The organism is Stenotrophomonas sp. STEN029, assembly GCF_056760015.1.
The window spans coordinates 1-17,856 of the sequence record NZ_JBRREC010000099.1; the positions used below are offsets into that span (position 1 = coordinate 1).

Annotated in this window: 30 protein-coding genes; all 30 read right to left on the bottom strand. The window is 61.5% G+C overall.

Annotated features, from left to right (window positions below):
* Positions 1–111: 111 nt before the first annotated feature.
* Positions 112–555, bottom strand: a complete 444-nt coding sequence (locus ACVOLI_RS17620; RefSeq protein ID WP_481615393.1) for an REP-associated tyrosine transposase — start codon at positions 553–555, stop codon at positions 112–114.
* A 284-nt stretch (positions 556–839) separates the two neighbouring features.
* Positions 840–2,207 carry a class II 3-deoxy-7-phosphoheptulonate synthase gene (locus ACVOLI_RS17625; protein WP_481615391.1) on the bottom strand — a complete coding sequence of 456 codons (1,368 nt, stop codon included), beginning with the start codon at positions 2,205–2,207 and terminating at the stop codon, positions 840–842.
* A 28-nt stretch (positions 2,208–2,235) separates the two neighbouring features.
* Positions 2,236–2,751: a disulfide bond formation protein B gene (locus ACVOLI_RS17630; RefSeq protein WP_481615392.1), complete on the bottom strand. Its 516-nt coding sequence runs from the start codon at positions 2,749–2,751 to the stop codon at positions 2,236–2,238.
* 145 nt (positions 2,752–2,896) lie between these two features.
* Positions 2,897–3,283 carry a 50S ribosomal protein L17 gene (gene rplQ, locus ACVOLI_RS17635; protein WP_282270242.1) on the bottom strand — a complete coding sequence of 129 codons (387 nt, stop codon included), beginning with the start codon at positions 3,281–3,283 and terminating at the stop codon, positions 2,897–2,899.
* Between the two features lie 194 nt (positions 3,284–3,477).
* The gene (locus ACVOLI_RS17640; protein ID WP_062169013.1) at positions 3,478–4,476 is read right to left on the bottom strand and encodes a DNA-directed RNA polymerase subunit alpha; all 999 of its coding nucleotides are present in this window, start codon (positions 4,474–4,476) and stop codon (positions 3,478–3,480) included.
* A gap of 54 nt (positions 4,477–4,530) precedes the next feature.
* Complete coding sequence (gene rpsD / locus ACVOLI_RS17645) at positions 4,531–5,160, bottom strand: 30S ribosomal protein S4 (RefSeq protein ID WP_057633112.1); 630 nt, start codon at positions 5,158–5,160, stop codon at positions 4,531–4,533.
* A 14-nt stretch (positions 5,161–5,174) separates the two neighbouring features.
* The gene (gene rpsK, locus ACVOLI_RS17650) at positions 5,175–5,567 is read right to left on the bottom strand and encodes a 30S ribosomal protein S11 (protein WP_057629606.1); all 393 of its coding nucleotides are present in this window, start codon (positions 5,565–5,567) and stop codon (positions 5,175–5,177) included.
* Between the two features lie 12 nt (positions 5,568–5,579).
* Entirely contained in the window at positions 5,580–5,936 is a 357-nt protein-coding gene (gene rpsM / locus ACVOLI_RS17655; RefSeq protein ID WP_057629605.1) for a 30S ribosomal protein S13, read from the bottom strand.
* A 347-nt stretch (positions 5,937–6,283) separates the two neighbouring features.
* Positions 6,284–7,639, bottom strand: coding sequence for a preprotein translocase subunit SecY (gene secY / locus ACVOLI_RS17660; protein ID WP_282270254.1), 1,356 nt, complete (start codon positions 7,637–7,639; stop codon positions 6,284–6,286).
* A 7-nt stretch (positions 7,640–7,646) separates the two neighbouring features.
* Positions 7,647–8,090 carry a 50S ribosomal protein L15 gene (gene rplO / locus ACVOLI_RS17665; protein ID WP_057629603.1) on the bottom strand — a complete coding sequence of 148 codons (444 nt, stop codon included), beginning with the start codon at positions 8,088–8,090 and terminating at the stop codon, positions 7,647–7,649.
* Positions 8,091–8,096: 6 nt separating this feature from the next.
* The gene (gene rpmD, locus ACVOLI_RS17670; protein WP_062169020.1) at positions 8,097–8,288 is read right to left on the bottom strand and encodes a 50S ribosomal protein L30; all 192 of its coding nucleotides are present in this window, start codon (positions 8,286–8,288) and stop codon (positions 8,097–8,099) included.
* Positions 8,281–8,823 (bottom strand): 30S ribosomal protein S5, encoded by a 543-nt coding sequence (gene rpsE, locus ACVOLI_RS17675; RefSeq protein ID WP_282270259.1) that lies wholly within the window; start codon positions 8,821–8,823, stop codon positions 8,281–8,283. The genes rpmD and rpsE overlap by 8 nt, the downstream gene beginning before the upstream one ends.
* 161 nt (positions 8,824–8,984) lie before the next feature.
* On the bottom strand, positions 8,985–9,338 hold the full coding sequence (gene rplR / locus ACVOLI_RS17680; RefSeq protein WP_062169024.1) for a 50S ribosomal protein L18: 354 nt from the start codon (positions 9,336–9,338) through the stop codon (positions 8,985–8,987).
* Positions 9,339–9,371: 33 nt separating this feature from the next.
* Positions 9,372–9,899: a 50S ribosomal protein L6 gene (rplF, locus tag ACVOLI_RS17685; protein ID WP_282270262.1), complete on the bottom strand. Its 528-nt coding sequence runs from the start codon at positions 9,897–9,899 to the stop codon at positions 9,372–9,374.
* A 15-nt stretch (positions 9,900–9,914) separates the two neighbouring features.
* Positions 9,915–10,313, bottom strand: coding sequence for a 30S ribosomal protein S8 (rpsH, locus tag ACVOLI_RS17690; RefSeq protein WP_296253885.1), 399 nt, complete (start codon positions 10,311–10,313; stop codon positions 9,915–9,917).
* Positions 10,314–10,531: 218 nt separating this feature from the next.
* On the bottom strand, positions 10,532–10,837 hold the full coding sequence (rpsN, locus tag ACVOLI_RS17695) for a 30S ribosomal protein S14 (RefSeq protein WP_282270266.1): 306 nt from the start codon (positions 10,835–10,837) through the stop codon (positions 10,532–10,534).
* 18 nt (positions 10,838–10,855) lie between these two features.
* Complete coding sequence (gene rplE, locus ACVOLI_RS17700; protein ID WP_132862506.1) at positions 10,856–11,398, bottom strand: 50S ribosomal protein L5; 543 nt, start codon at positions 11,396–11,398, stop codon at positions 10,856–10,858.
* Between the two features lie 10 nt (positions 11,399–11,408).
* Positions 11,409–11,726 (bottom strand): 50S ribosomal protein L24, encoded by a 318-nt coding sequence (rplX, locus tag ACVOLI_RS17705; protein ID WP_017355416.1) that lies wholly within the window; start codon positions 11,724–11,726, stop codon positions 11,409–11,411.
* A 16-nt stretch (positions 11,727–11,742) separates the two neighbouring features.
* Positions 11,743–12,111: a 50S ribosomal protein L14 gene (gene rplN, locus ACVOLI_RS17710; RefSeq protein ID WP_019186153.1), complete on the bottom strand. Its 369-nt coding sequence runs from the start codon at positions 12,109–12,111 to the stop codon at positions 11,743–11,745.
* A 13-nt stretch (positions 12,112–12,124) separates the two neighbouring features.
* Positions 12,125–12,394: a 30S ribosomal protein S17 gene (rpsQ, locus tag ACVOLI_RS17715; protein ID WP_303749032.1), complete on the bottom strand. Its 270-nt coding sequence runs from the start codon at positions 12,392–12,394 to the stop codon at positions 12,125–12,127.
* A gap of 11 nt (positions 12,395–12,405) precedes the next feature.
* Positions 12,406–12,591, bottom strand: a complete 186-nt coding sequence (gene rpmC / locus ACVOLI_RS17720; protein WP_054657204.1) for a 50S ribosomal protein L29 — start codon at positions 12,589–12,591, stop codon at positions 12,406–12,408.
* Positions 12,591–13,004 (bottom strand): 50S ribosomal protein L16, encoded by a 414-nt coding sequence (gene rplP, locus ACVOLI_RS17725; RefSeq protein WP_282270271.1) that lies wholly within the window; start codon positions 13,002–13,004, stop codon positions 12,591–12,593. The genes rpmC and rplP overlap by 1 nt, the downstream gene beginning before the upstream one ends.
* 5 nt (positions 13,005–13,009) lie before the next feature.
* Positions 13,010–13,744 carry a 30S ribosomal protein S3 gene (gene rpsC, locus ACVOLI_RS17730; RefSeq protein ID WP_057629592.1) on the bottom strand — a complete coding sequence of 245 codons (735 nt, stop codon included), beginning with the start codon at positions 13,742–13,744 and terminating at the stop codon, positions 13,010–13,012.
* A gap of 18 nt (positions 13,745–13,762) precedes the next feature.
* The gene (rplV, locus tag ACVOLI_RS17735) at positions 13,763–14,098 is read right to left on the bottom strand and encodes a 50S ribosomal protein L22 (RefSeq protein ID WP_054657198.1); all 336 of its coding nucleotides are present in this window, start codon (positions 14,096–14,098) and stop codon (positions 13,763–13,765) included.
* 12 nt (positions 14,099–14,110) lie between these two features.
* Positions 14,111–14,380 (bottom strand): 30S ribosomal protein S19, encoded by a 270-nt coding sequence (rpsS, locus tag ACVOLI_RS17740; protein WP_057629591.1) that lies wholly within the window; start codon positions 14,378–14,380, stop codon positions 14,111–14,113.
* A 6-nt stretch (positions 14,381–14,386) separates the two neighbouring features.
* A complete protein-coding gene (gene rplB, locus ACVOLI_RS17745) occupies positions 14,387–15,214 on the bottom strand; it encodes a 50S ribosomal protein L2 (RefSeq protein ID WP_057629590.1) in 828 nt (275 codons plus the stop codon).
* Positions 15,215–15,224: 10 nt separating this feature from the next.
* Positions 15,225–15,524, bottom strand: a complete 300-nt coding sequence (gene rplW / locus ACVOLI_RS17750; RefSeq protein ID WP_057629589.1) for a 50S ribosomal protein L23 — start codon at positions 15,522–15,524, stop codon at positions 15,225–15,227.
* The gene (gene rplD, locus ACVOLI_RS17755) at positions 15,521–16,126 is read right to left on the bottom strand and encodes a 50S ribosomal protein L4 (protein ID WP_282270283.1); all 606 of its coding nucleotides are present in this window, start codon (positions 16,124–16,126) and stop codon (positions 15,521–15,523) included. Before rplD ends, rplW begins: the two co-directional genes overlap by 4 nt.
* Before the next feature lie 12 nt (positions 16,127–16,138).
* On the bottom strand, positions 16,139–16,789 hold the full coding sequence (gene rplC / locus ACVOLI_RS17760) for a 50S ribosomal protein L3 (protein WP_282270285.1): 651 nt from the start codon (positions 16,787–16,789) through the stop codon (positions 16,139–16,141).
* Positions 16,790–16,800: 11 nt separating this feature from the next.
* The gene (rpsJ, locus tag ACVOLI_RS17765; protein ID WP_010341589.1) at positions 16,801–17,112 is read right to left on the bottom strand and encodes a 30S ribosomal protein S10; all 312 of its coding nucleotides are present in this window, start codon (positions 17,110–17,112) and stop codon (positions 16,801–16,803) included.
* Positions 17,113–17,856 lie beyond the last annotated feature (744 nt).

Consider the following 17,856-nt stretch of genomic DNA (forward strand, 5'->3'; position numbering starts at 1 on the left):
CCGCCGTCGGCGTCCTCTCCCGCGGCCTGCCCGGCGCGGCCGCCCTCCGCCTGCTCTTCGGCTCGCGCCCCCCCCCCCCGCCCGCCCCGGCCCCCCCACTACATCAGCGCATTAGAGCTGCCAGCCCCATCGGCACCACGCGTACGGATACTCCTGCGGCCTGTCGCATAGGCCAGCCCGCACCGGGTTATGCAGCAGGTAATTCGCCACGCCCAGCAATGATTCATCACGCCTGATTGCGTGGTCGTGGTATCCAGCCTGCCAGATCGAACCCGAAGCACCGATGGATCTTGCCGAGCGTGATTTCAGCCGCTGCAGACATCCGCCCAACGATCCGGATTGCAACTGAAGCAGCCAATGCAGGTGATCAGGCATCACTACCCAGGCAAGGCTGTGGGTGATGCCGGCGAGCTCGCAATGATGGAGCGACTCGATCATCTGCTCGGCGTTCTTGCGATTCGCAAACAGCGGCATTCGCCCAGCTGTCACCGTGGTGATTGAATAGGTGTTGTTGGGCAGCGATACGCGCCCGAGGCGCAGCTTTGGACTGGACATCACTGCAGCCTGATGCCGGCGATCAAGAACGTCCGTCGGGGCTTTACGGCTCCACCCGTAGTGCCGAGCCATGCTCGGCATGTGGCATTACCGGTAACTCTCCTGCCGAGCATGGCTCGGCAATACAGGTTCGGCTTTACCGGTAACACCTCTGCCGAGCATGGCTCGGCACTACAGGTTCGGCTTTACCGGTAACGCCTCTGCCGAGCATGGCTCGGCACTACAGGTTCGGCTTTACCGGTAACGCCTCTGCCAAGCATGGCTCGGCAATGCAAGTGCGGCCGTCAGCCCTGCTTGCGGACGATGGCCATGGCGATCTCCAGCGACTGCTCGTAGTTCAGCCGCGGGTCGACACTGGAACGGTAGGCACGCTCCAGATCGCGCTCGGTGAGCTCGCGGGCGCCGCCGGTGCACTCGGTGACATCCTCGCCAGTCAATTCCAGGTGCACGCCGCCCAGGCGCGTTCCGGCCGCTGCGTGCAGGTCGAAGGACATCTCGACCTCGCTGCGGATGTTGTCAAACCGCCGGGTCTTGTAACCGTTGCTGGTGCTCTCGGTGTTGCCATGCATGGCATCGCAGACCCACAGCACGCGGCGCCCATCGCGCTTGATCGCATCCAGCAGTGGCGGCAACTTGTCGGCGATCTGGTTCGCGCCCATGCGGTGGATGAAGCTCAGGCGGCCCGGCTCATCATCCGGGTTCAACACGTCGATCAATCGCAGCAGCTGATCCGGCTGCACCGACGGCCCCACCTTGATCGCGATCGGATTACGCACGCCGCGCAGGTACTCCACGTGGGCGCCATCCAGCGCCGCGGTGCGCATGCCGATCCACGGGTAGTGCGTGCTCAGGTTGAACCAACCGCTCTGGCGCGGCACCTGCCGGGTCAGCGCCTGCTCGTAGGGCAACAGCAAAGCCTCGTGCGAGGTGTAGAAATCCACGCGATTGAGGTTGTGCACCTGTGAGCCCGACAAGGTCTCCATGAAGCGCACCGCATCACCGATCGAGGCGACCATTTCCTGGTACTCCTCGGCCAACGGCGAGCAGCGCATCCACGCCAGGTTCCAGTACTCGGGGTGGTGCAGGTCGGCGAAGCCGCCATCGATCAGCGCACGCACGAAGTTCATCGTCAGCGCCGAACGCGAATGCGCGGTGATCATCCGCTGCGGGTCGGGAACGCGCGCGGGCTCGGTGAAGCCAGGCGCATTGATCACGTCGCCGCGGTAGCTGGGCAAGGTCACCCCGTCGCGGGTTTCGGTATCGGCCGAGCGCGGCTTGGCGTACTGGCCGGCAAAGCGGCCAACGCGGATAACCGGCATGCGCAGGCCATGCACCATCACCAGGCTCATCTGCAGCAGCACCTTGAGCCGGTTGGAGATCGTGCCCGACTCGCAGTCGACGAAGTTCTCGGCACAGTCACCGCCCTGCAGCAGGAAACGCTTGCCTTCCTGCGCCTCGGCCAGCTGCTGCTTGAGCGCGAAGATCTCCCACGAGGTCACCAGCGGCGGCAGTTGCCGCAGTTCGCTCAACGCGGCCTCCAGCGCCTGCGGATCGGGGTACGTCGGCATCTGCAGCGCGGGCTTGCCACGCCAGCTATCCGGCGCCCAGCTGCTGGCGGTGGCGGCGGATGACGGGGAGGAAGTAGCGTTCATGCAGATACCAATCAAAGAAGTGAAAAAGTCAGATCAAACGTTTTTTGCGTGTGCGCAGGCCGGCATACAGCGCCCAACCCGCAAGCAGTACAAACCACACCAGGCTCCACATCGGCATGCTCAGGCCGAGGAAGGTCCAGTCGATGTTGCCGCAGTCACCAGTGCCGGTCAGCACGGTGCGGAACACCTCGAACGGCCCCATGGTTTCAGCCAGGAAGCTCAGCGGCGGGCCACAGCTGCTGCCGAGGTCCTTCGGCAACAACTGCACGTAGACGTGGCGCCCGGCGATGCCGATGCCCACCACGGCTGCCAGGAAGGTCAACACGCCATAGCCGGCACGACCACCGCGACTGCTCGGCCCGTGCAATGCCCCGAGCAGGAACAGCACGCCGACGGCGGCGAACGCGATGCGCTGGTAGATGCACAGCGGGCATGGCTCCAGCCCCATCTGGATCTGCATGTAGATCGCAAATGCGAGCAGGCCAGCACAGGTCAGCAAGCCCAGCAGGCACTGCGCGCGGAAACTCCAACGCAAAGGGTTCATCGCAACTTTCCGGAGTGAACAATGCAACAAGAGTAACAGGCCGCCCGCGCGCGATCAGCAGTGATGGCAGCTGTAACCACATGAACAAAAAAGCCCGGCTTATGCCGGGCTTTTCCTGCATCCGTCGATGGACGGAAGCGTGCGATTACTCGCCGACTTCTTCCGCGACGGCGACCGGACGGTCAACCAGCTCAACGTAAGCCATCGGAGCGTTGTCGCCAGCGCGGAAGCCGCACTTCAGCAGGCGCAGGTAGCCGCCCGGACGGTTGGCGTAGCGCGGGCCCAGCACGGTGAACAGGACGCCAACGGCTTCCTTGTCACGCAGGCGGGCGAACGCCAGACGACGGTTGGCAACCGAATCAACCTTGGCCAGGGTGATCAGCGGCTCGGCAACGCGGCGCAGTTCCTTGGCCTTCGGCAGGGTGGTCTTGATCAGCTGGTGCTTGAACAGCGACGCAGCCATGTTCTTGAACATTGCTTCGCGGTGGGCGCTGGTGCGGTTGAACTTGCGGCCCGACTTCATGTGACGCATGGGTTTATTCCTTGGTTAATGGTGAGACGTTGGACATCGTTGTCGCCATCCTGGCGTTGAAAGTGGACTGCGGATGGTCCTGGTCACCCGTCCTGGACGACCGGCATTGCGGCGTTGTTTAACCGTCAATGCGGGTACTGCTGAAACAATATTCCCCCGCATGGTCACCCATGCGGGGGAACAGGTATTGCTTATCAGCCGAGCATGCCGTGAGCGGCGACACCGGCCGGCGGCCAGTTCTCCAGCTTCATGCCAAGCGACAGACCGCGCTGGGCCAGCACTTCCTTGATCTCGGTCAGCGACTTCTTGCCGAGGTTCGGGGTCTTGAGCAGCTCGACTTCGGTCTTCTGGATCAGATCGCCGATGTAGTAGATGCTCTCAGCCTTGAGGCAGTTGGCCGAACGCACGGTCAGTTCCAGGTCGTCGATCGGGCGCAGCAGCACCGGATCCACGCCGTTGTTGGCCGGCTTGGCTGCACCGCGGTCGCGGTGGGTGAAATCACCGAACACCGACAGCTGATCGCTGAGGATGTCGGCCGCGGTGCGGACAGCTTCCTCGGCATCGATCGTGCCGTTGGTTTCGATATCAATGACCAGCTTGTCCAAGTCGGTACGCTGTTCGACGCGAGCGGCTTCCACCGCATAAGCGACGCGGCGGACCGGCGAGAACGAAGCGTCCAACACCAGACGACCAATCGCACGCGATTCTTCGTCCGGACGACGACGTGCGGCAGCCGGCTGGTAGCCGAAGCCACGCTCGACCTTCAAACGCATGTTGATCGCAGTGTCCTTGGTCAGGTTGCAGATCACATGGTCGCCGTTGATCACTTCGACGTTGTGGTCAACCTTGATGTCGGCAGCGGTGACAACACCCGGACCCTGCTTGGACAGGGAAACAGTGGCGCTGTCGCCGGTGTGCATACGGATCGCCACGTCCTTCAGGTTCAGCAGGACGTCAAGCACGTCCTCCTGCAGGCCTTCCAGAGTGGTGTACTCGTGCAACACGCCGTCGATCTCGACTTCGGTAATGGCGAAGCCCGGGATGGACGACAGCAGCACGCGACGCAGGGCGTTGCCCAGCGTATGCCCGTAACCACGCTCCAAAGGCTCGATCACGACCTTGGCGCGGGTCTCGGTAAGGCGTTCGATCTGCGGACCGCGAGGACGCAGAACCTGGTTTGCGGTAACCGTCATGTTGCGGGTTCTCCTGCGAACCTCCGGTGCAACCCGGAGGTTCTCCATTGTGAATTACTTCGAATACAACTCGACGATCAGCGCTTCGTTGATATCCGCAGGCAGGTCCGCACGATCCGGCACAGCCTTGAAGACGCCGCTGAACTTCTTCGAATCGACTTCGACCCACGACGGGCTGAGGTCGTGCTGCTCGGCAACGACCAGGGCTTCCTGGACGCGCAGCTGCTTGGCAGCCTTCTCGGACAGCGCAATCGCGTCGCCGGCCTTGACCTGGTACGAAGCCAGGTTCACCGACTTGCCGTTGACCGTGACACCGCGGTGCGAGACCAGCTGACGGGCAGCCGGACGGGTCACTGCGAAGCCCATGCGGTAGACGACGTTGTCCAGACGGGTTTCCAACAACTGCAGCAGGTTCTCGCCAGTGTTGCCCTTCTTGGTCGAGGCCTTCTTGTAGTAGTTGCGGAACTGACGCTCCAGCAGACCGTAGATACGCTTGACCTTCTGCTTTTCGCGCAGCTGGGTAGCGTAGTCGGACAGCTTGCCCTTACGGGCAGTGGCGCCGTGCTGGCCGGGCTTCTGCTCCAGCTTGCACTTGGAATCCAACGCGCGGGCCGGGCTCTTCAGGGAGAGGTCGGCGCCTTCGCGGCGGGCGAGCTTACAGGTAGGACCGATATAACGAGCCATTTCTTATCGCTCCTTTAGACGCGACGCTTCTTCGGCGGACGGCACCCGTTGTGCGGGATTGGCGTCACGTCGATGATGTTGGTGATCTTGTAGCCGACGTTGTTCAACGAACGTACGGCCGACTCACGGCCCGGACCCGGACCCTTGATGCGGACTTCCAGCGACTTCAGGCCGTAATCCAGCGCAGCCTTGCCAGCCTTTTCGGCGGCAACCTGAGCGGCGAACGGAGTCGACTTACGCGAACCACGGAAGCCAGCGCCACCGGAGGTCGCCCAGGACAGTGCATTGCCCTGACGGTCGGTGATGGTCACGATGGTGTTGTTGAACGAAGCGTGGACGTGGGCAACGCCATCAGTGATGACGCGCTTGATCTTCTTCTTGGTTTTTGCAGCAGCGGGCTTAGCCATTATCTAGGTCCCTTACTTCTTCAGAGCCTTGCGCGGACCCTTACGGGTACGTGCATTGGTCTTGGTGCGCTGACCACGCAGCGGGAGACCACGACGGTGACGCAGGCCGCGATAGCAGCCCAGGTCCATCAGGCGCTTGATGGCAATGCCGATTTCGCGACGCAGATCGCCTTCAACGATGTACTTGCCTACTTCCAGGCGCAGACGATCGATTTCCGGTTCCGACAGATCGCGGATTTTGGTGGTCGAAGCAACGCCTGCAACTTCGCAGACCTTCTTCGAACGGGTACGGCCGATGCCGTAAATGCTTTGCAACCCGACCCAGACATGCTTCTGGGCTGGCAGGTTGACGCCTGCAATACGCGCCATGACGCGGTTCTCCAGCTGAGTGATGGCCGAATACGCACCATGAGGCGCGCCAATCCGGCAGGATGGATCAAAAATGTGAACTAGCGATACTAACAAGGCTTCGGTTTGCTTGGAAGCCCGTGGAACATACAGTTCCACAAGCCCGGCGTGGGGAGTGTGCCCATGCTCCGGCGCCGGATGTGCCTGGCAAGGAGAGAAGTCTCCGAGCCGCCCGCGCTACTCCCGCGCGGAACAACCACATCACACCCCCACCCGAAACCGCTGCAGGGGCCGCCCTTCTGTTTGGAAAACCGCCCCGGGAACCGGAGCGGGTTTCTCGCTATGAAGCGGAAAGTATAACCGGTGAATCAGCCGCGTGCAAAACCACCGCGGTTGCCGCCCTTCAGGTTGGCCTTCTTCAACAGGCTCTCGTACTGGTGCGACATCAGATGTGCCTGGACCTGTGCGATGAAATCCATAACCACCACCACCACGATCAGCAGCGAGGTGCCGCCGAAGTAGAAGGAGGCGTTGAGCTGGGTACGCATGATTTCCGGCAGCAGGCAGACGATCACCAGGTACAGCGAGCCAGCAGCCGTCAGGCGGGTCAGCACGGCATCGATGTAATCCGCGGTTGCCTTGCCCGGACGGATACCCGGGATCAGCGCGCCCGACTTCTTCAGGTTGTCAGCGGTTTCCTGCGAGTTGAACACCAGCGCGGTGTAGAAGAACGCAAAACCGGTGATCAGCGCAGCAAACACGATCATGTGCAGCGGCTCGCCCGGACCCAGCGCGTTTGCCACCTTCTGCAGCCATGTGGCCGAGCTGGCCTGGCCGGACCACATCGCCAGCGTTGCCGGGAAGGCAAGGATGCTGGAGGCGAAGATCGCCGGGATCACGCCTGCCATGTTGAGCTTCAGCGGCAGGAACGAGGTCTGGTTCATATAGGCATTACGGCCACCCTGACGGCGGGCGTAATTGACCGTGATACGACGCTGACCGCGCTCCACGAACACCACGAAGTAGGTGAAAGCCAGCACCACCAGCACGATGATCAGCAACGAGATGAAGCTCATGTTGCCGTCACGATAGGCTTCGACGGTATGGATCACGGCAGCCGGCAAGCCAGCCACGATGCCTGCGAAGATGATCAGCGACACACCGTTGCCGATGCCACGCTCCGTCACCTGCTCACCTACCCACATCAGGAAGATGGTGCCTGCGGTGAGCGCGATGATCGCGGTCAACACGAAGCCCATGCCCGGGGCGTACACCACCGGTGCACCGCCCGGCGACACCTGGTTCTGCAGTGCCAGCGCGATACTGCCGCCCTGCACCACCGCCAGGAGCACCGCGCCAATGCGCGAATACTGGGTGATCTTGCGACGACCCGACTCACCTTCCTTCTGCATCGCCTTCAGGGCCGGGAAGATGTGGACCGCCAGCTGCATCACGATGGATGCCGAGATATACGGCATCACGTTCAACGCGAAGATACTGAAACGGTGCAGGGCGCCGCCCGAGAACATGTTGAACATGTCCACGATGCCGCCGCCCTGCGCCTGCATCAGCGCAAGCATGGCCTCGGGATTGACGCCCGGCACCGGCACATAACAGCCGATGCGATAGACGAGCAATGCCCCAAGTACGAACAGAAGGCGTTGGCGAAGTTCAGTGAACTTGCCCGCCCCTGCCGCGAGGTTACCGATGCCAGCTTGCGCCATGTTCCAGTTACTCCTGTACGCTGCCGCCGGCAGCTTCAATCGCGGCCTTGGCGCCGGCAGTAGCAGCAATACCCTTCAGGGTGAATGCCTTGCTCAGCTCGCCCTTGAAGACGACCTTGGCCTTCTTCGCGGTCGACGGGATCAGCTTGGCTGCACGCAGTGCGGCCAGGTCGATCTCACCAGCTTCCAGGCGATCAAGGTGGTAGGACAGCACTTCCGCGGTGTCCTTGGCCTTGTGCGAGAAGAAGCCGATCTTCGGCAGACGACGCTGCATCGGGGTCTGGCCGCCTTCGAAGCCAGCCTTGATCTTGCCGCCGCCCTTGCGAGCGAACGAACCCTTGTGGCCGCGGCCGCAGGTCTTGCCCAGGCCGGAGCCGATGCCGCGACCGACGCGGGTACGCTCGGTACGGGCGCCCGGTGCCGGGCTCAGTTCATTGAGACGCATAGTCATGGTCGATTACTCCTCAACCTGGACGAGGTACTGAACCTTGTTGATCAGACCGCGAACCTGCGGGCTGTCTTTCAGTTCACGCACATCATTGAGCTTGTTCAGGCCCAGGGCACGCACCGACAGGCGGTGACGCGACTGGGTGCCACGCAGGCCGCGCACCAGGCGCACCTTTACAGTCTTGACGGTTTCATTAGCCATGGTTCAGATCCTCCAACTTCTTGCCGCGCTTGGCAGCAATACGGGCCGGGGACTGTGCACCAGCCAGACCCTTCAGGGTGGCGCGGACCAGGTTGATCGGGTTACGCGAACCGGTTGCCTTGGCCAGGACGTTCTTCACGCCAACGGCTTCCAGCACGGCGCGCATGGCACCACCGGCGATGACGCCAGTACCTTCCGAAGCCGGCTGCATGAACACGCGAGCTGCGCCGTGACCATCCTTGATGGTGTGCCACAACGTGCCGTTGTTCAGATCAACGCTGACCTGGTTCTTGCGGGCCTGCTCCATCGACTTCTGGATGGCGACCGGCACTTCGCGTGCCTTGCCATAACCGAAGCCGACCTTGCCTTCGCCATCACCGACCACGGTCAGTGCGGTGAAGGTGAACTGACGGCCACCCTTGACGGTCTTGCTGACGCGGTTGACCGCGACCAGCTTCTCGATCATGCCGTCGTCGATTTTCTCTTCGCGGTTACGGTCGCGATCGCGACCCCGCTGCTGACGCTCTTCTGCCATTTCGATTCCTTGATTGATTGGGTATGTACGGCTCGATGCCGCTTATGGTTGTGTAGTGAAGCAGTGAATCGCCAGACGCTGCAGAAGAACGAGTGGCGCCCGGTACAAACCCGTACCGGCAGGCAGGCGGAAAGGGGCCAGAGGCCCCTTTCCTGTATTGCTTAGAACTGCAGGCCGCCTTCGCGGGCAGCATCAGCAAGCGCCTTGATGCGACCGTGGTAGCGGTAGCCCGAGCGGTCGAAAGCGACCTTCTCGATACCAGCAGCCTTGGCGCGCTCGGCGATCAACTTGCCGACCTTGGTGGCAGCGTCGATGTTCTTGCCGCTCTTCAGGCCTTCCTTGACTTCGGCCTGTGCGGTGTTGGCAGCAGCCAGCACCTTGGAGCCGTCGGCGGTGAAGACCTGTGCGTACAGGTGCTGACCGGTGCGCAGCACCGACAGACGTGCAACGCCCAGGGTACGGATGTGCGAACGGGTCGACTTGGCGCGACGCAGACGGGCGATGTTCTTGTTCATGTTCTTTATCCTCGAAAGCTGAAAACCTAAGAATTAGGCCTTCTTGGCTTCCTTGCGAATGATGACTTCACCGGCGTACTTCACACCCTTGCCCTTATAGGGCTCCGGCGGACGGTAACCACGGATCTTGGCGGCGACTTCACCGACAACCTGCTTGTCCACGCCCTGCACGACGATTTCCGTCTGCGTCGGGGTCGACAGGGTGATGCCTTCCGGCGCCACGAACACGACAGGGTGGGAGAAGCCCAGCGACAGGTTCAGGTCCTTGCCCTGCATGGCAGCGCGGTAACCCACGCCGACCAGCTCAAGCTTGCGCTCGAAGCCTTCGGACACGCCCTGCACCATGTTGGCCAGGATCGCACGCACGGTGCCGGCCAGCGCGTCGAAGGAGATGTCCTTCGGGCTCAGCGTGGCAACGCCGTTATCGAGAGTGATTTCTACGCCAGCGGTCTTGTTCAGCGACAGGGTGCCCTTCGGGCCCTTCACGCTCACAACTTCCGGCTGGATGGTCAGTTCAACGCCCTTGGGCAGGTTGATCGGCTTCTTGGCTACGCGGGACATAGTGGACTCCTTCCCTTAGGCCACGAAGCACAGGACTTCGCCGCCGACGCCCAACTGGCGCGCCTGCGCATCAGTCATGATGCCCTTGGAGGTGGAAATGATGGCGACGCCCAGGCCGTTCAGGACCTTCGGCAGTTCAGACTTGCCACGGTACTGGCGCAGGCCCGAACGCGAGAAGCGCTTCAGGGTCGCGATGACCGGCTTGCCTTCGAAGTACTTCAGGACGATTTCGAGTTCGGCCTTGTTGTTTTCGATGTTGTTGACGCGCAGGTCGGCGATGTAACCCTCGTCCTTCAGGACCTGGGCAATGGCCACCTTGACCTTGGACGACGGGGCTTTCACCGTCTGCTTGCCAACCGCTGCCGCATTCTTGATGCGGACCAGCAGGTCGGCGATGGGATCAGTCATGCTCATGTAGATACCTTTGAGTGCACCGATATCCGCTTTCGCGAAAATCTCGTGTTTTCCTGGGATGGGCCAGGGCCCTTGACGCACCTGCCGCCATTTCGGGCAGGCAAGAAGCGGGATTATACGACAAAAAGCCCGACTTGCGTCGGACTTTTTGTTTTGCCTTCAGATTGACCCGAAAGCCCTGCTGGGCGGGCCTTTCGGTCCGCCCAGCGGGTTGTTGCTTACCAGCTTGCCTTGCGCAGGCCCGGCACGTCACCACGCATGGTGGCTTCGCGCAGCTTGTTGCGGCCGAGGCCGAACTTGCTGTACACGCCACGCGGACGACCCGACAGTTCGCAACGGTTGCGGTGGCGGCTCGGCGACGAATCGCGCGGCAGCTTCGACAACTTGGTTGCAGCCTCGATCTTCTCTTCGTAGCTCGCGTCCACGGAGGACACGATCTTCTTCAGAGCAGCACGCTTGTCGGCGTACTTCAGAGCCAGCTTCTTCCGCTTGATGTCGCGGTTGACCATTGAGGTCTTTGCCATTTCTGTATCCTCGACGAATCAGTTACGGAACGGGAACTTGAACGCTGCGAGCAGCGCCTTCGCTTCCGCGTCGGTCTTGGCGGTGGTGGTGATGGCGATATCCATGCCGCGGATCGCGTCGACGGCGTCGAAGTCGATTTCCGGGAAGATGATCTGTTCCTTCACACCCATGTTGTAGTTGCCACGACCGTCGAACGAACGACCCGACACGCCGCGGAAGTCACGCACGCGCGGCAGCGAGATGTTGATCAGGCGATCCAGGAACTCAAACATGGTGTCACGACGCAGCGTGACCTTGCAGCCGATCGGCCAACCGTCACGGATCTTGAACGAAGCCACCGAGACGCGCGACTTGGTGACCACCGGCTTCTGGCCGGTGATCTTGGTCATGTCGGCAACGGCGTTCTCAAGAACCTTCTTGTTGGTCGCAGCTTCGCCCACACCCATGTTCAGGGTGATCTTGACCAGGCGCGGCACTTCCATCGGATTGGTGTAACCGAACTGCTTGGTCAGCGCCGGTACCACTTCTTCCTTGTAAAACTTTTCGAGACGTGAATTCATCGGTCAGTCCTTAGGCGTCGAGCGCCTCACCGCTGGAGCGGAACACACGCAGTTTGCGTCCATCCTCCAGCACCTTGAAGCCAACGCGCTCGCCCTTGCCCGAAGCCGGGTTCAGCACATTCACGTTGGAGATATGGATCGACGCTTCACGCTCGACCACGCCGCCGGCAACGCCTGCCTGCGGGTTCGGCTTGGTGTGGCGCTTGACGATGTTCACGTTGGCGACGATCACACGATCGCCGTCGACGCGGACGACTTCGCCCTGCTTGCCCTTGTCCTTGCCGGTGTTGACGACGACCTGGTCGCCCTTCTTGATACGGTTAGCCATGACTATCTCCTGGCGCTCACAGAACTTCGGGAGCGAGCGAGACGATCTTCATGAACTTCTCGGAACGAAGTTCACGGGTCACCGGTCCGAAGATGCGGGTGCCGATCGGCTCTTGCTTGTTGTTGAGCAGGACCGCAGCGTTGCCGTCGAAACGGATCAGCGAGCCATCGGCGCGACGCACACCCTTGCGGGTACGCACCACGACGGCGTCATACACTTCACCCTTCTTGACTTTGCCGCGCGGGATTGCGTCCTTCACGGTGACCTTGATGATGTCGCCGATGTGGGCATAACGGCGCTTGGAACCACCAAGCACCTTGATGCACATCAGTTCCTTGGCACCGGAATTGTCCGCAGCATCAAGGTAGCTCTGCATCTGGATCATGAGTCAGATCTCCTTATTCAGCCGCACGCGTGATGACTTCCACCACACGCCAGTTCTTGGTCTTGGACATCGGAGCAATCTCGGTCACGCGCACGACATCGCCTTCATTGCAGGCGTTGTCGGCGTCGTGTGCGTGCAGCTTGGTCGAGCGCTTGATGTACTTGCCGTACAACGGGTGCTTGACCTGGCGCTCCACCAACACGGTGACCGTCTTGTCCATCTTGTTGCTGACGACACGGCCTTCGACCGTGCGCAGCGTCTTCTTTTCAGTATTTTCGCTCATCGCAGCCATCCTTACTTCGTGCTGCCGATCAGGTGCTTGACGCGAGCAATCTCGCGACGCACCCGGCGGGTTTCGTGGGTCTTCGGCAGCTGGCCGGTGACCTGCTGCATACGGAGCGAGAACTGCTCCTTACGCAGGTCGGTCAGGTGGGCCTTGAGTTCGTCAGCCGACTTCTCGCGGAGTTGTTTGATGTCCATCAGCGCACCGTCCGGGTTACGAAAGTGGTGGTCACCGAGAGCTTGGCAGCGGCCAGGCGGAACGCCTCGCGTGCCACTTCCTCGGTCACACCCTCGACTTCATAAATCATGCGGCCCGGCTGGATCTGGGCGACCCAGTATTCCACGCCACCCTTACCAGCACCCATTCGGACTTCGATGGGCTTCTTGGTGATCGGCTTGTCGGGGAACACACGGATCCACATCTTGCCGCCGCGCTTGACGTAGCGGCTGATCGAGCGGCGAGCCGCTTCGATCTGACGCGCGGTCAGCTGACCGTGGGCAGTAGCCTTCAGGCCGAACTCGCCGAAGCTGACGGCGTTGGCGCTCCAGCTCAGGCCGTCATTGCGGCCCTTGAACATCTTGCGGTATTTGGTTCGCTTGGGTTGCAACATTGCCGTTACCTCGCTTCACGAGCCGGGCGCGACGGACGGTCACCGCGGTCGCCGCGATCGTTACGATCGTTGCGCGGGCTGTCGTCCTGCTTTTCCTGGCCAACCTGGGAGAAATCAAAGACTTCACCCTTGTAGATCCAGACCTTGATGCCGATGATGCCGTAGGTGGTGCTGGCTTCAGCGAAACCGTAGTCGATATCCGCACGCAGGGTGTGCAACGGCACGCGGCCTTCGCGGTACCACTCCGAACGGGCGATTTCAGCGCCGTTCAAGCGGCCGCCGACGTTGACCTTGATGCCCAGGGCACCCAGGCGCATCGCGTTGCCGACCGAGCGCTTCATTGCGCGGCGGAACATGATGCGGCGCTCCAGCTGCTGCGCGATCGACTCGGCAACCAGCTGTGCGTCCAACTCCGGCTTGCGCACTTCGGTGACGTTGATGTGCGCCGGGACGCCCATCATTTCGCTCACTTCCTTACGCAGCTTTTCGATGTCCTCACCACGCTTGCCGATCACCACGCCCGGACGGGCGGTGTGGATCGTCACGCGAGCCGTCTTTGCCGGACGCTCGATGAGGATCTTGGAGATACCGGCCTGAGCAAGCTTCTTGCGCAGCATCTCGCGAACTTTCAGGTCGGCTGCCAGGTAACCAGCAAACTCGGCCTTGTTGGCGTACCACTTGGAGTTCCAGTCCTTGGAAATACCGAGGCGGATACCAACCGGATGAACTTTATGACCCATGGTCTTTATCCTTTCCGCTTACTTGCCGGCGCCCACAACCACAGTGATGTGGCTGGTGCGCTTGAGGATGCGGGTACCGCGGCCTTTCGCCCGCGCCATGAAACGCTTCAGGGTCGGACCTTCATCAACCATGATGGTCTTGACCTTCAGCTCGTCGACGTCAGCGCCCTGGTTGTTTTCGGCATTTGCGATAGCCGACTCCACCACCTTCTTGATCAGGTGGGCAGCCTTCTTATCCGAAAACTTCAGCAGGTTGACCGCACGCTCGGCCGGCAGACCGCGCACCTGGTCAGCGACCAGACGAGCCTTCTGCGCAGAGATGCGCGCGGAGCGCAGGATTGCTTTCGCTTCCATTGTCATCTCTCCTTACTTGCCCGACTTCTTGTCGCCACCGTGACCCTTGAAGGTCCGGGTGACGGCAAATTCGCCGAGCTTGTGGCCGACCATGTTCTCGTTGACGAGCACTGGAACGTGGTTCTTGCCGTTATGAACGGCGATGGTGACGCCTACCATTTCCGGCAGGATCATCGAACGGCGCGACCAGGTTTTGATCGGCTTCTTGCTGCCCGCAGCGGCCTCCACCTTCTTGACGAGGTGGTGATCGACGAACGGGCCCTTCTTGAGTGAACGTGCCATGGTCGATTAGCCCCTACGATCGCGGACGATGAACTGCTGAGTGCGCTTGTTATGGCGCGTCTTGTAACCCTTGGTCGGAACGCCCCACGGGGTGACCGGATGCGGATTACCCTGGCCGGCCTTGGCTTCACCACCACCGTGCGGGTGATCAACCGGGTTCATGGCCGCACCGCGGACGGTCGGCTTGACACCGCGCCAGCGCTTGGCGCCAGCCTTGCCCAGCTTTTCCAGGTTGTGCTCGTCGTTACCGACTTCACCGATGGTGGCGCGGCATTCGACCGGCACCTTACGCATTTCACCAGAGCGCAGGCGCAGGGTGGCGTAGATGCCTTCACGAGCGACCAGCTGCACGCCTGCACCAGCAGCACGGGCGATCTGGGCGCCCTTGCCCGGCTTCAGCTCGATCCCGTGGACGGTGGTACCGACCGGGATGTTGCGCAGCGGCAGGGTGTTGCCGGTCTTGATCGGGGCGTGAGCGCCCGAGATGACCTGGTCACCAGCCTTCAGGCCCTTCGGGGCGATGATGTAGCGACGCTCGCCGTCGACGTAGCACAGCAGGGCGATATGGGCAGTGCGGTTCGGATCGTATTCGATACGTTCCACGCGTGCCGGAATGCCTTCCTTGTTGCGCTTGAAGTCGATCAGACGGTAGTGCTGCTTGTGACCACCACCCACGTGACGGGTGGTGATGCGGCCGTGGTGGTTACGACCGCCGGACTTGCTCTGCGGCTCCAGCAACGCAGCATGCGGCGCGCCTTTGTGCAGATCAGGAGTGACCACGCGCACGGCCGAACGACGGCCGGGAGAAGTGGGTTTGAATTTCATCAATGGCATGGGATGTACCTCAGGCCTTGGCCGTTACATCGATGGACTGGCCATCGGCGAGACGCACATACGCCTTGCGCCAATCGCCGCGGCGGCCTGCACGGTTACGGAAGGACTTGTTCTTGCCCTTCACGTTCAGCACGTTGACCGACTCGACCTTGACGTCGAACAGCTGCTCAACCGCGGCCTTTACATCGGCCTTGGTGGCTTCGTTCGAAACTTCGAAGACGTATTGGTTGGAGATTTCCTGCAGGCGCGCGGTCTTTTCAGAGACTCGCGGTGCACGCAGCACGCTGAAGATTTTTTCGTTGGCGCTCATGCCAGCCACTCCTCGACCTTCTTGACCGCGTCAGCGGTGATGACGACCGTGTCGGCACCGACCAGCGAAACCGGGTCCAGGCCCTGCACGTCACGCACCTGCACATACGGCAGGTTGCGAGCGGACAGGTACAGGTGCTCGGAAGCTTCTTCGGTGACGATCAGCGGACGCTTGCCCACTTCCAGGCCAGCCAGCTTGGTGGTCAGGGCCTTGGTGCTGGTCGCTTCGACATCGAACGACTCAACGATGGTCAGGCGACCCTGGCGGTTCAGCTCGGACAGGATGGCGCACATGGCGGCGCGATACTGCTTGCGATTGACCTTCTGTTCGAAGCTACGCGGCTTGGCCGCGAAGGTGACACCACCGCCGACGAAGATCGGAGCGGTCAGGGCACCGTGACGAGCGCCACCACCCTTCTGCTTCTTCGACTTCTTGGTGGTACCAGCCACTTCAGAACGCGTCTTCTGTGCCTTGGTGCCCGAACGTGCGGCGTTGCGGTAAGCAACGACGACCTGGTGAACCAGATCTTCGCTGAAATCGCGACCGAACACGGCTTCGGAGACCGAGACCTTGTTGTTGCTACCCGTGATAACGAGTTCCATCGTCATCTCTCCTTATGCCTTGCTAGCCGGACGCACGATCACGTCACCACCGGCTGCGCCAGGCACGGCGCCGCGGATGGCAATCAGACCACGCTCGACATCGACCTTGACCACTTCCAGGTTCTGCGTGCTCTGCTGCACCGAACCCATGTGGCCGGACATCTTCTTGCCCGGGAAAACGCGACCCGGGGTCTGGCGCTGGCCCAAGGAACCCGGCGCGCGATGCGACAGCGAGTTACCGTGGGTTGCATCGCCCATACGGAAGTTGTAGCGCTTGATGGTGCCCTGGAAGCCCTTACCCTTGGTGACGCCCTGGACGTCAACCGTCTGGCCGACTTCAAAGATGTCTGCCTTGATTTCGCCACCGACGGCGAAATCGCCGATCTGTGCGTCTTCAACGCGGAATTCCCACAGGCCACGACCGGCTTCGACCTTCGCCTTGGCGAAGTGACCGGCTTCCGGCTTGTTGACCAGCGCAGCGCGACGAGCGCCGACGGTCACCTGCACGGCGCTGTAGCCGTCGGTTTCGACGGTCTTGATCTGCGCGATGCGGTTCGGGGTTGCTTCAATCAGGGTCACCGGGATGGACTGGCCATCTTCGGTGAAAACGCGGCTCATGCCAGCCTTGCGGCCCACGAAGCCCAACGAATATTTCTTCGTCATGGTCGTAGTCCTCAGGTCAGCTTGATCTGAACGTCGACGCCGGCAGCCAGTTCGAGCTTCATCAGCGCGTCCACGGTCTTGTCGTTGGGGTCGACGATATCGAGCACGCGCTTGTGCGTGCGGGTCTCGTACTGGTCACGCGCGTCCTTGTCGACGTGCGGGGAGACGAGGATGGTGTAACGCTCGATCTTGGTGGGCAGGGGGATCGGGCCACGCACTTGCGCGCCGGTCCGCTTTGCCGTTTCAACGATCTCGCTGGCCGAACGGTCGATCAAACGATGATCAAACGCCTTCAACCGAATTCGGATCTTTTGGTCCGCCATGACGGTATTCCTATGGGTCTAAAGAGCGACAGGTCCGGCCCCTGAGTGTGCCGAACCCCATGAAAACGACGTTTAGCGCCGAAGCACTGCCCGTCGCGCGAATCCTTTCATAACAGCAGGGCGGCCCGGTTTCCCGGCCCGCCCCAGACATGTTCAAACGCACAAAAAACACCCCGTTGAACGGAGTGCCTCCCATGCGACCTGTCCTTGTCTGGCGAATACGAGGTGCGTCCTGCCCCTCTTTTCGCTGGTTGCGGAATTCCCGTAAACGGGCACTTCCGCGAGTGGTCGTGCATTCTGTCAGTATTCTTTTCCTATTGCAACTCACCCCTCTGCCGAGGTATGGGGTGCTTCAGGAAACAGCAGGATTTGCGGGGGTTTCCCGCGTATAAGCGCGTTCCGCCCCTGGCAACCACACCGCCGATGTGCGCGGATACGGATGCCCCGGCTAACTGCGGAATGAATGGCCAGAGGCAGGTGCGGCAGTGAGAAGGCCGGGCAACAGGACTAACGGTACTGCGTCGAGCACCCTACCCCGCCCAAGCCTAGCACCTGTATCGGCTGGAGCCAGGCAAACCCTGAACAGGCTCGGATGTGAATACGCCCGCCCAGCCGCTTCCCTCGGGGAGCAGCATTATCCACGCGGGCGAAGCGGAAGTACAAATCCATCCGTGCCGCAGCCTCAGCCATTCAGATCATCCGGACTTTCCGCGAAAAGCTACCCTCACCCCAACCCCTCTCCCG